The following is a 12,882-nucleotide window of genomic DNA, read 5'->3' as shown; positions in this document are numbered from 1 at the left end:
CCTACCATTACCGGCGCGGGCTCCTACGGTCGTGGCCTGCGGACACTCGCGGTGACGGTAAATTTCGGATTGCGGCCCACCTCCCGGGTACGGCCGACCAGCCGTTCCAGCGCGGGCTGGTAGTGAAGATGGCTGTTGAACACCGTCCAGAGTTCACCGCCGGGGGCCAGGACCCGGGCCGCGGCTTCGATCAGTTTGATCCCGGCTCCGGCGTGCACCGCGGCGCCGAGATGGAAGGGCGGGTTGAGCAGGACCAGCTCGGCGCATCCGTCCGGCAGGGTGCTCATGGCGTCGTCCTGCAGGACCTCGATCCGGCGGTCCAGGCCGTTGGCGCGGGCCGTCGCCCGGGCGGAATCGACGGCCGCCGCGGACCGGTCGGTGGCGGTGACCCGGGCCTCCGGATGGCTGCGGGCGTACAGTGCGGCCAGGATGCCGGTGCCGCAGCCGAGGTCGACGGCGTGCCGGACGCCGGGGATCTCCGGCAGGAAATCCAGCAGGAAGCGGGTTCCGATGTCCAGCCCGGTGCCGGCGAACACGGCGCCGCGGGCGCAGACCGTGAGCTCCAGCCCGGTGTTCCGCTCAGAGACGGGGAACGGCGGTGGCCCGTCCATTGCTTTCGCGGCCCGGGCCAGCAGGATCCGTGATTTTTGCCGCGCCAGCTGCGGCTGCACCTCCCCGAAGTAGCGCTCCAGCACAGCGTTCATGCCCAGGCTCATGTGCTTGACCCGGCCGCCGGCGAGCAGCACCACCCCGGGTGCGGCGTACCGCGCGACGGCGTCGGCGATCTCCTCCAGCTCGGCCAGGGACCGCGGCAGCTGGAGCAGGACCAGGGCGGCGCCCTCCACGGCGTCGACCAGCGGGAGCTGCTCGAACCCCTCGGTGAGCCCCGTGGCGGCGGCGTTATGCCGCAGCGCGCGTTCGCCCGTGATCAGGTCTTCGTGCACCCGGACCGGGCCGGCGTCGTGCCACCCCAGCGCGAGCACACCGAGGGTCAGTGCACCGTAGCGGTCCCCCACGACGGCGATCCTGCCGCCGGATGCCACCTGGCCGGCGGCCCGCAGTTCGGCGGCGGTGTCCAGCAACAAACGGTCGGTGGCGTCCCAGGCCTGCAGGTTGGCGGCCTCGACGTCGGGGAACCTCCGGAGCCGGGGGAAGAGGGATTCAAGATTGTTGGTAACGGGCACCGCTTTACGTTATCCCGAACCGGCCAGCAGTTTGACGATCCCTGCCACGGCGGCCCGGCCGGCGCGGTTGGCCCCGATGGTGGAGGACGACGGCCCGTAGCCGACGAGGTGCACCCGGGGCTCCGCGGCGACCCGGGTGCCGTCCATCGCGATGCCGCCGCCGGGTCCGCGCAGGTGCAGGGGCGCGAGATGTTCCAGCTCGGCGCGGAAGCCCGTTGCCCAGAGGATGACGTCGGCGGACCGGAAGCTGCCGTCCGCCATCCGCACTCCCCCGGGTTCAATGCCGGTGAACATGGGGTGTCGCTTGAGCACGCCGCGGTCCGCGGCGGCGCGCAGGGCCGGTGTCCAGATCAGTCCGGTCGCGGCGACGACGCTCTGCGGCGGCAGCCCCTGCCGGACCCTCTCCTCGACCAGGGCGACGGCGTCGTGGCCTGCCTGCCGGTCGAAGGCGGCGTCGCGCCAGACCGGCTCCCGCCGGGTGAACCAGGTGGTGCCGGTGACCTTGGAGATCTCGTCGAGCAGTCCGACGGCGGAAATGCCGCCGCCCACCACGATCACGTGCTGGCCGCGGAATTCCTCCGCAGCCACGTAGTCCGCGACGTGCAGCTGCCTGCCGCGGAAACTGGCTTGGCCCGGATAAATGGGCCAGAACGGGCGCGTCCAGGTGCCGGTGGCGTTGATCAGGGCCCGGGCGGACCAGGCGCCGCGGGAGGTCTTAATGCGCAGGCGTCCGGCCGGGTTGCTGTCCTCGCGGGTGACGGCGTGGACCTTCACGGGCCGCTCTATGGCCAGGCCCAGCCGGGATTCGTAGCCGCCGAAGTAGCGGCTCAGGAAACTCGAGCTGGGCTCCTGCGGGTCCACCTGCGGCTGCGCGATGCCGGGGAGGTCGCTGATGCCGTTTACGGTGTCCATCAGCAGGCTTTTCCAACGGTGCCGCCAAGCGCCGCCGGGGCCGTCCTCGGCGTCGAGCACCACATAGCTCAGCGGGTCGGCGGCGCTGTCCGCACCGGCGTTGCCGGAGACGCCGGCCGGGACGAAGCCGCGGCGCTGCAGATGGTAGGCGGCGGACAGCCCCGCTTGGCCGGCACCGATGACCACGACGTCGGCGGAGATTACTGGCGCTTCCGGTTGGCCCGGACGCGGTTCAGGAATGGCGGGTCCCCCGCTTAGCTCTTCTTGACGACGCTGGACTTGAGTTGCATGGGTCCGACGCCGTCGACCTTGCAATCGATGTCATGGTCTCCAACGCCGTCCATGAGGCGGATTCCGCGTACTTTGGTCCCGACCTTGATGACAGTGGAGCTGCCCTTGATTTTCAGGTCCTTGATGACCGTTACGGTGTCACCATCGGCCAGCACGTTGCCCACCGCGTCCTTGATGACTCGCGCGGCCCGGGCACCGGCTTCGGCCTCCGCCGCATCGGCAGTAGCGGACCACTCATGGCCGCATTCGGGGCAGACCAGCAGGGCACCCAGCTCGTAGCTGTATGTACTGGAGCATTCGGGGCACGGCGGCAGGGAGTCGTTCACGGTCCCCATCCTAATTGAGCGTTAACTAAGCGAGGCCCCGCTCAGAGAGCGGGACCTCGTTCGGTGGAGCTGAGGGGACTCGAACCCCTGACCCCCTGCATGCCATGCAGGTGCGCTACCAGCTGCGCCACAGCCCCGAAACTGCCGCTGACCGGGACCTTCAAAGAGCCGGTTCGATCAAGCAACCTGATTAGCTTAATCTACATTTGCCGCCGACGCTAATCGGCGTGCGGCGTGTCGGGCCGGACCGCTGTCCGCACGCCTCCGGGCGGAGCGGGCACAAAAAAATCCGCCGGAATCTTTCGATTCCGGCGGATTATCCGGTGGAGCTGAGGGGACTCGAACCCCTGACCCCCTGCATGCCATGCAGGTGCGCTACCAGCTGCGCCACAGCCCCGAATTTTCGCTGCTCCGACTTCGTTCTCTCCGAAGCAACTCAAATATCTTAGATCAGCACTTCTGAAAATTCCAAATCGGGCATATTCAGGGTTTTGCGCTGCTGGCTGCCGCGCCGCCTACTCGGATTCGGTGGCGGCAGTGGCCTTCGCCGAGGCGTCGTCACCGAGCTGGAGGTCCACGACGGGGCAGTCCTTCCAGAGGCGCTCCAGGGCGTAGAACACGCGGTCTTCCTCGTGCTGGACGTGGATGACGACGTCGGCGTAGTCCAGCAGCACCCAGCGTCCGCCGGAGCGTCCTTCGCGGCGCACGGGCTTGAGGTCGAACTTGGACAGTTCATCCTCGATGCCGTCGACGATCGCGTTGACCTGTCGCTCCGACGGTGCCGAGGCGATCAGGAAGACGTCGGCGAGGGCAAGCCGCTCGCTGACGTCGAGGGCCACAATGTCCTCGGCCAATTTTTCCGCGGCAGCACGGGCTGCGTGGCGGGCTGTGGCGATGGATGAATCGGTTGCAGTCACGGGACTCCTTGTTGAATGTAAAAGCATTGAATGTCGAAAGCTGTTGGAATGAAAAGCTGTGTGCTGGAACCGCTGCTGGGACCGGAAGGCTACCGAAGCAGCCCGGCGCCGCCGCGGCGGAGCGGCTAGTGCGCCAGTCCGGTGACGATCAGGATGATGCCGGCAATCAGCGCCAGCACGCCGAGGGCCAGAACGCCGAGCTGAAGGGCTCGCAGACGCCGCGCCCGGCCCAATCCGGCCGTGGCCGCGTCGAGCGGATCGAGGCCGTAGGCGGCGTTGGCAGCGACCGGCGGACGTGCCGCAAAATCTTCCTCCACCGCCGGGGCACTGGGATTTTCGGGGGCGGCTGCCGCAGCCGGGCGGCGGACCTGTGCGGCCTGCGCGGCCGCCTCCGCGCGTGCCAGGACACCGGAGCGGCCGTTGACCGGAGCGGCATCCCGCTTGCGGGCCTGGCCGGGACGGCGCGAGGTGCGTGGAGGCTGGACCTTCGGGCTGGAGTTGGTGACCAGCGGGACATACGACGTGGCAGGGCGCTTCATTACTGGCCGCTCCACGCCGGGGACCTCGACAAATTCCAGCGGCGTCACCATGGCGAGGTTGCTGGCGGTCGAGGGATCGTTCTTAGGCTGTTCGCTGCGCGGCTGGGCGGGCCGGTTGTTCTGCTCGGCCAGCTTTTGCTTCGCGGCCGCGCGACGGTTGAGCACCGCCGCCCGCTCGGCGAGGGCAATCTGCTCGGCCAGAATCTCCGGATCGACGGCGTCCGGATCGGTGGCGGCAATGTGCTCCATCTTCGCCATCTGGTTGCGGGCCTGCTCGGCGAGCAGTTCGCGCGCGGCGAGGGCCTGCTCGACGCTCATTCCGTCCGGCAGCTTTCCGCCGCGGCCGGGACCGGGCTCGCCGTCGCCCTGGTTCGGGGCGGCGGCAGCCTCCGCCGGCGTCGGGACCGCGTCAGCGGACGTTTCCGCGCCGGCCGGCGGCTTGGCAGCCGCTCCCACTGCCGGGTGCGAGCGGGTTCGCGGGCTGGGCATCGGCACGATCGGATTGGCCGAGGTGGCAGGTGCGGTCTCCTCGGCAAGCTGCTGGAGCCGGAGCTGGCGGCGCGTGGGCGCACCGCCGGGCGACAGCTGCCCCTCTTTTTCCGCAAGTTCCTTGATGGTCCGCAGCGCGGCACGGTCGCGGGCGCGGATCTGGGAGGACCGTTCGGCGGCGGAAGTAGTCCGGACGGAATCCACCGGGCCTGGGACGCGGCGGCGGCCCGTGGTCTCGGCCTCGGTCGGTTCCTCGGGACGTCCGGAGAAGGAGGGATCCGCGCCGGCCTGCCGGGAGCCGGAACCCCCGCCGTCCTGATTCCGGGCAGCCTGATCCGCGCCAGCACCCGCGGTACCGGCGCCGGGGTTCACTTCCTGGCGTTCATCCCTGGCCTGGCGCAATTCGCGGCGGCTGCGGATGGGAGGCTGTTCCTGACTCATTGAAGGCTCATTCGGTGCTGGCGGTTTGGTTTATTTCGAGGGCAGCCCGGGATTCCCGGAAATCCGGCCCGGGATCGGGCTGGCCGTCGTACAGGTCGTACTTGGCGATGTACTGGACCACGCCGTCCGGCACGAGGTACCAGACAGGGTTTCCCGCGGCGACGCGTGCCCGGCAGTCCGTGGAGGAGATCGCCATGGCCGGGACCTCGAGCAGGCTGACATCATCGCGGCCCATGCCGTCCAGCACGTGTCCGGGGCGGGTCACACCGACGAAGTGCGCCAAGGACCACAGTTCGTCAATGTCTTTCCAGGACAGGATCTGGGCCAGCGCGTCCGCGCCGGTGATGAAGAACAGATCGGCGTCCGGCCGCAGCGTGCGCAGGTCGCGCAGGGTGTCGATGGTGTAGGTGGGACCCGGGCGGTCGACGTCGACCCGGCTCACCGTGAACCGGGGGTTCGAGGCCGTGGCGATGACCGTCATCAGGTACCGGTGCTCGGCCTCGCTGACCTTCTTGCTGCTCTTCTGCCAGGGCTGGCCGGTGGGAACGAACACCACCTCGTCGAGGCCGAACTTCGCCGCGACCTCACTGGCCGCGACGAGGTGACCATGATGGATCGGATCAAACGTGCCGCCCATCACACCCAGCCGCAGGCGGCGCTTCGCGCCGTGCTGCTTCACCTTGGCGGAAATATTAGTGGCCCTGGCCGTGGTCGTGCTTGTTCGGGTGCTGGCGGTGCGGATCCGCGTGCTCCTCGACGGCTTCGTGGCGCTTGCCGAGGTTGCCGTAGGACAGCGTGATGAACATCAGGACCAGCAGGATCACGAACATGGAGCCGCCAATGACGAACGGCGGCGCAATGAGCGGCGCGAGCTCCTCATGTTCAACGGCTGCGGCGATGGACGTGGTGATCTGCTGCAACAGCATGTTCTCCCCTAGTGACTTCACAAATTAATTGCGGTTTTGCGACGACGGAGGTCCCCGCCGTTCCTGGCTTCTGTTCCATGTTACCGCGTTGCTAGGCCCGGACCTGGCCTTCGCCCTGCACGATCCACTTCGTGGTGGTGAGCTCGGTCAGCCCCATCGGACCGCGGGCATGCAGCTTTTGCGTCGAAATGCCCACTTCGGCGCCGAGGCCCAGCTCCCCGCCGTCGGTGAACCGCGTTGAGGCGTTCACGATTACCGCAGCCGAGTCCACCTCCGCGATGAAGCGCTCGGCATTGGCGAGGTCGTTGGTGAGGATCGCCTCGGTATGCCCGGTGGACCAGGTGCGGATGTGTTCCACGGCCTCGTCGAGGCTGTCCACCATGGCCACCGCCAGGTCCAGGTCCATGTATTCGGTAGCCCAATCCACCTCGGTGGCCGGCACGGACTCCACTGCGGCCGGGAGCGCGGCGCGGATCCGGTCGTCTGTGTGCAGAGTCACGCCGGCGGCGCGCAGGGCGGCGGCGACGGCGGGCAGCACGGTGGAAGCGGAATGGACCAGCAGCGTCTCCACGGTGTTGCACACGCTGGGCCGCTGGGTCTTGGCGTTGAGCAGGATCTCGACGGCCATCTCCTCGTCCGCGGAGGCGTCGAGGAAGATGTGCACGTTGCCTTCGCCGGTTTCGATGACCGGCACCGAGGAGTTCGTCACCACGGTCTGGATCAGCTCGCGTCCGCCGCGGGGAATGAGCACGTCGACACGGCCGCGGGCACGCATCAGGACGTTTGCGCCGTCGCGGCCGTACTGGTCAACACTCTGGACGGCGTCCGCCGGCAGGCCCACGGACTCCAGCGCCTCGCGGAGGATGCCGACAAGGGCCTCGTTGGTGGCGGCGGCGGCACTTCCGCCCCGCAGGATCACGGCGTTGCCGCTCTTGAGGGCCAGTCCGGCAATGTCCACGGTGACGTTGGGACGCGCCTCGTAGATCGCGGCAACCACGCCCATCGGCACGTTGACCTGGCGCAGGCGCAACCCGTTCGGGAGGGTTTGGCCGCGCACCACGTTGCCTACCGGGTCGGGCAGGTTGGCGAGGTTTTCCAGTGCGGCGGCCAGGCCCTGCACCCGGGTTTCGTTGAGGGTGAGGCGGTCCAGCAGCGCCGCGGAGGTGCCATTGGCCCGGCCGGCAGCGACGTCCGTGGCGTTGGCGGCCAGGATCCGGTCCCTGTGCTCCAGCAGTGCGGCGCCGATGGCGCGCAGCCCCCGGTCCTTCCAGGCCCGGTTGGCGCGGGCCATCCGGCGGGAGGCGGTCCGGGAGCGGTCTGCGACGGCGTGCACGGCGGCTTCGACGTCCGTTGCGGCCGGCGGCAGGCCCCCGGAGGGCGCGTCGTGAACCGGCAGGTCGGGGTGCGAAGTCAGGGCCTCAGTCATGCTCCAAGTTTAGGCGAGGCGGCAGCTTAGACCAGCACCAGGTCGTCAACATGAACAACTTCACGGTCATAGCCGCGGCCCAGCGTCTTGCCGAGTTCACGGGTGGAGCGGCCGAGCATCTGGGGCAGCTCGGCGGCCCCGTAGTTCACCAGGCCGCGGGCGATCACGGTCCCGTCGGTGCCGACCATCTCTACGGCGTCGCCGGCTTCGAAGTCCCCGCGCACGGCGGTAATCCCGGCCGGCAGCAGCGAGGTGTGGCGGTCGCGCACGGCGCGGACGGCGCCGTCGTCGAGTACCAAAGTGCCTTGCACGGATGCCAGGTGGGCAAGCCAGAGCAGCCGGATTGGCTTGCGGGCGCCGTTGACGGAGAACCAGGTTCCCACGTCCTCCCCCGCCAGCGCGGCAGCGGCGTTCGCGGTGGAGGTCACAAGGGCGCTGATCCCGGAGCCGGCGGCGATGGATGCGGCCTCGACCTTGGTGACCATTCCGCCGGTGCCGACTCCGGCCTTGCCGGTGCTGCCGATCGAGATGCCTTCGAGGTCGTGCGGGCCGGAGACGTGGGCAATCCGCTTGGCGCCGTGCGAGGGCGGCCCGTCGTAGAGCGAATCGACGTCGGAGAGGAGCACGAGGGCGTCGGCACGGACCAGGTGGGCCACGAGGGCCGCGAGCCGGTCGTTGTCGCCGAAGCGGATCTCGTGGGTCGCGACAGTGTCGTTTTCGTTGACCACGGGGACGACGCCAAGGTTCAGCAGCCGGTCCAGGGCGCGGAAGGCGTTGGTGTGCTGGCTGCGGCGCATGAAATCGTCCGCGGTCAGCAGCACCTGGCTCACCGTGACGCCGTGTGCGCCGAAGGCGTGGGTGTAGCGGGCCATCAACAGGCCCTGGCCCACGCTCGCGGCGGCCTGCTGGGTGGCGAGGTCCCGAGGGCGTTTTTCGAGCCCCAGCGGTGCCAACCCGGCGGCGATCGCCCCGGAGGAGACCAAGATGATCTCGGTGCCCGCGTTGCGCTTGTGCGCGAGGGCGTCGGCTAGGTCGCTCAGGGCTTCCTCGGCGATGCCGCCCTTGATGGACGTCAGCGAGGAAGACCCGACCTTGACCACGATTCGGCGGGCGCCGGAGAGCAGGGTGCGGCTGGGGACCGCCGCCGCTCCGGGCACGACGACGGCGTTACTCGTCATCGGCTTCGCCGAGTCCACTCTCCTTGAGCGGCTGCGGGGCGCGGCGGGCACTGACCGACTCGGTCCAGATGCCGGCCTTGCGCTCGGCCTCCAGCTCGGCCCGGGCAGCGGCCTTCGCGTCGCGGCGTTCCTGCTGCTCGTCGCGCTTCTGGCCACGGGTGGGGCGGTCGCCGATGTCCGCGAAGCGCACGTCGGTGCCGCGCGGGGAGGCCAGCAGTTCGGCGCCGGCCATCATGGTCGGCTCCCAGTCGAAGACGACGCCGTCGTCCTCGCCGATGACCACCATGTCGCCGGGCTTGGCGCCCTGCTTGAACAGTTCGTTCTCGACGCCGAGCTTAGCGAGGCGGTCAGCGAGGTAGCCGATGGCTTCCTCGTTGGTGAAGTCGGTCTGCTTGACCCAGCGCACGGGCTTCTCGCCGAGCACGCGGAACAGCGGCTCCAGGTTCTTTTCCTCGCGGCGGATCGTGAACCCGCTCTCGTTGACGGCGCGCGGGCGCAGCACGGGGGCCTGGACCTTCGGCGGCGTGGCGGCCACGGCGTCGCGGGCGGCCTTGACGATCTCGGCCATGGCGAAGCCCAGCTGGCGGAGTCCCTCGTGGCTCGTGGCGGAGATTTCGAAGACCTTGTAGCCGCGCTTTTCGAGTTCCGGGCGGACGAACTCGGCCATGTCCTTGCCGTCCGGCAGGTCGACCTTGTTCAGGGCGATCAGGCGGGGGCGGTGGTTCAGCGGCACGACTTCACCGTCGGTGCCGGCGTAGCTCATGTCCACGGCGTACTTTTCGAGCTCGGCTTCGATCACGGCGAGGTCCGAGAGCGGGTCACGGTCCCATTCCAGCGTGCCGCAGTCCAGCACGTGCACGAGCGCGGCGCAGCGTTCGACGTGGCGCAGGAAGTGATGGCCCAGGCCCTTGCCTTCGCTGGCGCCTTCGATCAGGCCCGGGACGTCGGCGATGGTGAAGCGCACGTCGCCGGCCTGGACGACGCCGAGGTTGGGGATCAGGGTGGTGAACGGGTAGTCGGCAATCTTGGGCCGCGCGGCGGACATCGCGGCGATCAGGCTGGACTTGCCGGCGGACGGGAAGCCGACCAGGGCGATGTCCGCGATGGACTTCAGCTCCAGGACGATGTCGCTGGATTCGCCCTCGATGCCCAGCAGCGCAAAGCCGGGGGCCCGGCGCTTCTGCGAGGACAGCGAGGCGTTGCCGAGGCCGCCGATGCCGCCGGCAGCGGCGACGTACTCGGTGCCTTCGCCCACCATGTCGGCCAGGACGGTGCCGTCCTTGCTCTTGACGACCGTGCCCTCGGGTACGGGCAGGACCAGGGTCTCGCCGTTCTTGCCGCCGCGCCAGTCACCCATGCCGGGGCCGCCGTTGGTGGCGTGCCGGTGCGGGGCGTGGTGGTAGTCGAGCAGGGTGGTGGTCTGGGGATCCACGCGCAGGATGACATCGCCGCCGTTGCCGCCGTTGCCGCCGTCGGGACCGCCGAGGGGCTTGAACTTCTCGCGGTGGACGGAGACACAGCCATGGCCGCCGGTACCGCCGGATACGTGCAGTACTACCCGGTCTACAAAGCTCGCCACGTGGATCTCCTCAGTGCTGTTCCTCGGGCCCGCAAGGGGCCCAAGATGATTGTAATGCGGTTAAAACACCGGTGGAGCGGACCTACTGGTCCGCCCCACCGATTTAGAACTTGTTGTTACTCTGCAGCTGCAGCAGCCACGATGTTCACAACGCGACGACCACGGCGGGTGCCGAACTCGACAGCGCCGGGGGTCAGTGCGAACAGGGTGTCGTCGCCGCCGCGGCCAACGCCGGCGCCCGGGTGGAAGTGGGTGCCACGCTGGCGGACGATGATCTCGCCTGCGGAAACTACCTGGCCGCCGAAGCGCTTGACGCCGAGGTACTGGGCGTTGGAGTCACGACCGTTGCGAGTGGAGCTCGCGCCTTTTTTATGTGCCATTTGAAATGCCTGCCTTTAAAATTCTGGGGAATCTGCTGAAAACCTGAACAGTAACGTTAGTTACTTGATACCGGTGATCTTGACCTTGGTCAGTTCCTGACGGTGACCCTGGCGCTTCTTGTAACCGGTCTTGTTCTTGAACTTCTGGATGACGATCTTCGGACCACGGAGGTCTTCGAGGATCTCAGCCGTAACCGTTACCTTGGCCAGGTCCTTGGCTGCAGACGTGACCTTGTCACCGTCCACCAGGAGCAGTGCGGGCAACTCAAAGGTGCTGCCGGCTCCACCGGGGACGCGGTTCAGGGTAACGAAGTCTCCAACGGAAACCTTCTCTTGGCGGCCGCCTGCGCGGACAATCGCGTACACCACTGGGGAACTCACTTCTCTCGACGTTTATTACTAGATTTGCGTGCGGAACCTGGGGCCCAAATGCTTGGACCGGCTCACGCTGTGCCTCAACGCCGGTGGATTCCCCGGGGGAACCCATGAGCTATCCTGCGGAAAAGTCCTGCCCGTAATACGGGTGAACTGTTCCTCAAGGTCATAACCCAAGTGTTGGCGTAAGCACCGAAGATCTAGACTACGCTAATTTTGCCTTCGGCCGCAAACGAGGCTGGTCCCGGCAGGTAGTGCGTGACGGACGCCACACCCTGCGCCCGGGGGCCAAAGTTATGGTGCCGCAGCGACTTCCGGAACCGCGCCCAACTATCCTACCGGCTGCTTCGCGTAGCGCGGCTCAGGCGTGCAGCCTCGGCGCGTCGAAGAACTCCGCCTCGTAGCGGGAGGACTGCCTGAACGCCACCGCCATGGCGCTGCGTTCCGCCTCGGAGCCTCTACCGGCCGCCGCGTCCGTGTACCTGATCGCCTGCCGCGTCGCCTCCGCGAAGGCCTCGTCCGCATAGGTGCGCAGCCACTCCGCGTAGGGATGCGTTGCCGGTGCGCCGGCAGCGAGGAACTCGCGATGCAGCGTGGCGCCGACCTCCGCGTAGAGCCAGAAGCACGGCAGCGCCGCGGCCACGAGCACGCCGTAGCTGCCGGCGAGCGATGCCGCGTGCAGATGGTCCACGTACGCCTTGGTCACCGGTCCCAGCTGGGTCTCGACGGCGCGGCCGGCCAGCCAGTTCCGGTGCAGTTCGGATTCGACTTCGAGGCACTGCTGCGCCGAGCGGGACCAGAAGAGTTGTTCGGCTTCCGACGGCGCCAGGGCCGCCGCGCGGGACAGCACCCGGGAGTAGCCGTTGAGGTACAGGGCGTCCTGGCCGAGGTAGTAGGCGAACTCGGGTTCCGGCAAGGTACCGTCCGCGAGCCCCCGAATGAAGTCCAGGCCGTAGATCGCGTCCAGCCCGTCCGCCGCGTGCCCTGCCAGCAGCGTGGCGAACTCGCCCTCGGCAGGAAGCTGGGGTGCCGCAGCGTGCTGCAGGTGGTGGAAGTGGTGCACGGGTCCGTTGCCGGATCCGACCTCCAGGCGGCTGGCATCCCGCAACGCACCCAGCAGCCACGGCTTGACCTCCCGCAGCGCTGCCTCCCAGTCCCCCGTCCGGGCCTGGACCGTGGCCAGAGCCGAGGACAGCGAGCAGCCGGTGCCGTGGCTGTTGCGGGTGTCGATCCGCTCGCCCGGCACCACCACCGTCTGCTGGCCGAGCACTCCCCCGGTGTTGACGAGCGCGTCCGGGCAACCGCCGTCGTTCTGGCTTCCGCCGGCCGGCAGGTGGCCTCCCTTGACCAGAACCGTGGTGCCGGCCAGGGCCGCGAGCCGCTTGCCCTGTTCCAGCGCACTGGCCCAGTCCGCGGCGGGCGGCTCCCCCAGCAGCATGCCCAGCTCGGCCAGGTTCGGTGTGATGAGGTCCGCCAGTGGCAGGAGAGCCCGCAGCGCGGTTTCGGCCGATTCCTGGAGCAGCCGGTCGCCGCTCGTCGCCACCATCACCGGGTCCAGGACCACGACGCCGGGGCGCACCTTTTCGAGCCAGGCCCGGACGGCGTCGATCACCGAGTCGTCGCCGAGCATACCGATCTTGACGGCGTCGATGGTGATGTCGTCGCTGATGGCCTCCAGCTGGGCGGTCAGGAACGCTGCCGGCGGTACATGCACCGACCGGACGCCCTGGGTGTTCTGGGCGGTCAGTGCCGTGATGGCAGCCATCCCGTAGCCGCCGTTCGCGGCAATGCTCTTCAGGTCGGCCTGGATGCCGGCGCCGCCGGAGGGGTCCGAGCCCGCGATGGCCAGCACCCGCGGAATCCGCGGCGGCGTTGAGGCCCCGCCGTCGGGCTCCGGGAAGACGGACTGCAGGATGGCT

13 protein-coding genes and 2 tRNA genes are annotated in these 12,882 nt (G+C 68.6%); all 15 read right to left on the bottom strand.

Annotated features, from left to right (window positions below; genetic code table 11):
• Positions 1-23: 23 nt before the first annotated feature.
• The 15 genes from AC1DBL_RS05260 to AC1DBL_RS05190 all read right to left on the bottom strand — a co-directional run bounded on the left by AC1DBL_RS05260 (position 24) and on the right by AC1DBL_RS05190 (position 12,878).
• Positions 24-1,184, bottom strand: coding sequence for a class I SAM-dependent methyltransferase (locus AC1DBL_RS05260; RefSeq protein ID WP_476925611.1), 1,161 nt, complete (start codon positions 1,182-1,184; stop codon positions 24-26).
• A 9-nt stretch (positions 1,185-1,193) separates the two neighbouring features.
• Positions 1,194-2,282 carry an NAD(P)-binding domain-containing protein gene (locus AC1DBL_RS05255; RefSeq protein WP_476925610.1) on the bottom strand — a complete coding sequence of 363 codons (1,089 nt, stop codon included), beginning with the start codon at positions 2,280-2,282 and terminating at the stop codon, positions 1,194-1,196.
• A gap of 68 nt (positions 2,283-2,350) precedes the next feature.
• Positions 2,351-2,713 carry a zinc ribbon domain-containing protein YjdM gene (locus AC1DBL_RS05250; RefSeq protein WP_476925609.1) on the bottom strand — a complete coding sequence of 121 codons (363 nt, stop codon included), beginning with the start codon at positions 2,711-2,713 and terminating at the stop codon, positions 2,351-2,353.
• 64 nt (positions 2,714-2,777) lie between these two features.
• A tRNA-Ala gene (locus AC1DBL_RS05245) sits at positions 2,778-2,850 on the bottom strand.
• A gap of 187 nt (positions 2,851-3,037) precedes the next feature.
• Positions 3,038-3,110 (bottom strand) — tRNA-Ala (locus AC1DBL_RS05240).
• Positions 3,111-3,228: 118 nt separating this feature from the next.
• The gene (gene rsfS / locus AC1DBL_RS05235; protein ID WP_441417580.1) at positions 3,229-3,630 is read right to left on the bottom strand and encodes a ribosome silencing factor; all 402 of its coding nucleotides are present in this window, start codon (positions 3,628-3,630) and stop codon (positions 3,229-3,231) included.
• A 125-nt stretch (positions 3,631-3,755) separates the two neighbouring features.
• Entirely contained in the window at positions 3,756-5,099 is a 1,344-nt protein-coding gene (locus tag AC1DBL_RS05230) for a hypothetical protein (RefSeq protein ID WP_476925608.1), read from the bottom strand.
• Positions 5,100-5,106: 7 nt separating this feature from the next.
• Positions 5,107-5,778 (bottom strand): nicotinate-nucleotide adenylyltransferase, encoded by a 672-nt coding sequence (gene nadD / locus AC1DBL_RS05225; protein ID WP_441417578.1) that lies wholly within the window; start codon positions 5,776-5,778, stop codon positions 5,107-5,109.
• A 13-nt stretch (positions 5,779-5,791) separates the two neighbouring features.
• Entirely contained in the window at positions 5,792-6,025 is a 234-nt protein-coding gene (locus tag AC1DBL_RS05220) for a hypothetical protein (protein ID WP_175320924.1), read from the bottom strand.
• Between the two features lie 91 nt (positions 6,026-6,116).
• Entirely contained in the window at positions 6,117-7,451 is a 1,335-nt protein-coding gene (locus AC1DBL_RS05215) for a glutamate-5-semialdehyde dehydrogenase (protein WP_476892384.1), read from the bottom strand.
• 26 nt (positions 7,452-7,477) lie between these two features.
• Entirely contained in the window at positions 7,478-8,629 is a 1,152-nt protein-coding gene (proB, locus tag AC1DBL_RS05210) for a glutamate 5-kinase (RefSeq protein ID WP_476892672.1), read from the bottom strand.
• Positions 8,619-10,208 carry a GTPase ObgE gene (obgE, locus tag AC1DBL_RS05205; RefSeq protein WP_476925607.1) on the bottom strand — a complete coding sequence of 530 codons (1,590 nt, stop codon included), beginning with the start codon at positions 10,206-10,208 and terminating at the stop codon, positions 8,619-8,621. Before obgE ends, proB begins: the two co-directional genes overlap by 11 nt.
• A gap of 116 nt (positions 10,209-10,324) precedes the next feature.
• Positions 10,325-10,588 (bottom strand): 50S ribosomal protein L27, encoded by a 264-nt coding sequence (gene rpmA / locus AC1DBL_RS05200; RefSeq protein WP_009372867.1) that lies wholly within the window; start codon positions 10,586-10,588, stop codon positions 10,325-10,327.
• A gap of 60 nt (positions 10,589-10,648) precedes the next feature.
• Positions 10,649-10,957 carry a 50S ribosomal protein L21 gene (gene rplU / locus AC1DBL_RS05195; protein WP_175321083.1) on the bottom strand — a complete coding sequence of 103 codons (309 nt, stop codon included), beginning with the start codon at positions 10,955-10,957 and terminating at the stop codon, positions 10,649-10,651.
• Positions 10,958-11,324: 367 nt separating this feature from the next.
• Complete coding sequence (locus tag AC1DBL_RS05190; protein ID WP_476925718.1) at positions 11,325-12,878, bottom strand: bifunctional hydroxymethylpyrimidine kinase/phosphomethylpyrimidine kinase; 1,554 nt, start codon at positions 12,876-12,878, stop codon at positions 11,325-11,327.
• Positions 12,879-12,882: the final 4 nt, after the last annotated feature.

The organism is Arthrobacter sp. 10T44 (assembly GCF_056393885.1).
This window is presented reverse-complemented; position numbering and strand designations above follow the sequence as displayed.